The sequence below is a fragment of the Pseudoxanthomonas taiwanensis genome (genome assembly GCF_010093135.1).
Lineage (GTDB): Bacteria > Pseudomonadota > Gammaproteobacteria > Xanthomonadales > Xanthomonadaceae > Pseudoxanthomonas > Pseudoxanthomonas taiwanensis.
Genome location: NZ_PDWK01000134.1, coordinates 1 through 1,721, shown reverse-complemented (window position 1 = coordinate 1,721; position 1,721 = coordinate 1). Strand labels below are relative to the sequence as shown.

At 76.9% G+C, this 1,721-nt stretch carries 3 pseudogenes; 1 reads left to right on the top strand and 2 read right to left on the bottom strand.

From position 1 onward, the window contains the following. Positions 1-926 (top strand): annotated as a pseudogene (locus tag CR938_RS14205) (ribonuclease E/G); the annotation flags it as partial. Between the two features lie 123 nt (positions 927-1,049). Here CR938_RS14205 and CR938_RS14200 read toward each other — a convergent pair. Both CR938_RS14200 and CR938_RS14195 read right to left on the bottom strand, forming a co-directional pair. Continuing rightward, positions 1,050-1,538 (bottom strand): annotated as a pseudogene (locus CR938_RS14200) (LuxR C-terminal-related transcriptional regulator); the annotation flags it as partial. A 19-nt stretch (positions 1,539-1,557) separates the two neighbouring features. Then, a pseudogene (locus CR938_RS14195) lies at positions 1,558-1,721 on the bottom strand (IS1595 family transposase); the annotation flags it as partial.

Genomic DNA, 1,721 nt, shown 5'->3' with positions numbered 1-1,721 from the left:
CCCCGGCCCCGGAACCAGCCGCCGAGGCCGGCAACGGTGAAGGCGCCGCGCCCGAGGGCGGCGCCCGCCGCCGTCGCGGCCGCCGTGGCGGCCGCCGCCGTCGCCGCGGCGGCGGCGAGGCCGCCGCGCTGGCCCAGGAGGGCATCGAGTCCGCGCAGGACGCGGCCGAGGGCGGCGAGGGCGACGGGGCCGAGGCCCCCGCCGCGGATGCGGCCTACGCCCACGCCGGCGACATCCACGACGAGGCGCAGGCCGCGCCGGTGGTCACCGCCAGCCAGCCGGAGTTCGACTTCGACGACATCGCCCCGGCCGCGCCCGCCGCCGCGGTCCCGGTGACGGCCACCCCGGCCGCGGCGCCGGCCGACGCCGCGGCGCCGAGCGACGCGATGCCGGCCGACACTGCACCGGCCAGCGCCGAAGTGGCGCCGCCGGCCGCGGATGCGCCCGCCGCGGAGCCGGTGGCCATCGAACCGGCCGCTCCGGTGGCCGAAGCGGCCGCTACCCCGGAGGCCGAGCCGGCCGCCGGGATGGTCGAGCCGATCCAGGCCCCGACGGAAGCGGCCGCCCGGGCGGCCGCGGACGCGCCGGCCGAGGTGGCCGCTGCGCCGACGCCGGCCGATGCCGCCGCCAGCGCGCAGGATGCCGCGCAGGCCGAGGTGCCTGCAGCGGAACCGGAAGCCCCTGCTGCCGCGGCCGAGGCCGCGCCGGTCCCGGCTGCGGTGGAGGAAACCGCCGCGGCGGCCGAAGCGCCGGCACCGTACACCACGCCCGGCCTGTTCGACACCCTGCCCGCCGAGCCTGCGGCCGAGGCCGCCGGGGCTCCGGCCGAGCCGGCACAGGTGGCCGAACCCGTCCAGGCCGAGGAAAAGGCCGAGGATGCGGCGCCTGCCACGGACGGCCAGGACGATCCGGCCCGCCCGGCCTGATCCACGCCACGACGCGGCCTGCCGGTGGCCCCGGCAGGCCGCGTTGCTTTCTGCGGAATCCCATGCGCGTGCGCGGGCACGCGGAAGACGCGGCGACCGGCACATCGCCGGACACCGGCGGCGCTACAGCGCCTCGCCCGGGTCCATCAGCCCGTAGCGCGCGGCCAGCCGCGCCAGCGCGATCGTGTCCTGCACGCCGAGCTTCTCGAACAGGCGCGACTTGTGCGTGTTGACCGTCTTGGCGCTCAGCCCCAGGCGGCGCGCGATGGTGTCCTGGCGCAGCCCCTGCACCAGCAGCATCGCCACCTCCAGTTCACGCGGCGAAAGCAGGTCGAACGGCGAGCTGCCGCCGTCCACGCGCGACAGCGCCAGCTTCTGCGCCACACTGCTGCCGAGGTAGCGCCGGCCCAGTGCGGCGTCGCGCACCGCGCGCAACAGCTCGCGCGCATCGCTGCCCTTGCCCACGTAGCCGTAGGCGCCGACGTCGAGCAGGCGTTTGGGCAGCGGCCCGTCCTCGAGCACCGACACGATCACCACGCGCCCGGGCAGGCCGTCGCGCACGATGCGCTCGGTCACTTCCAGGCCGCTGATGCCGGGCAGGTGCAAATCACAACCTGATTAGCCCCGACCCTCAGCCATGAAAATTGCTCGCAGCGCGCAAGACCGGCTCGGGGCAAGGCTTGCAGCGCAGCATGGCGGTGGCCAGTCGCGGCAGCATCTCATGCAGGCGGAAGCGACGGTTGAACCGGTAGGCGGCTTCGGCCAGGTAGCGCCGCGCGTACTTGGCCTGGCGGA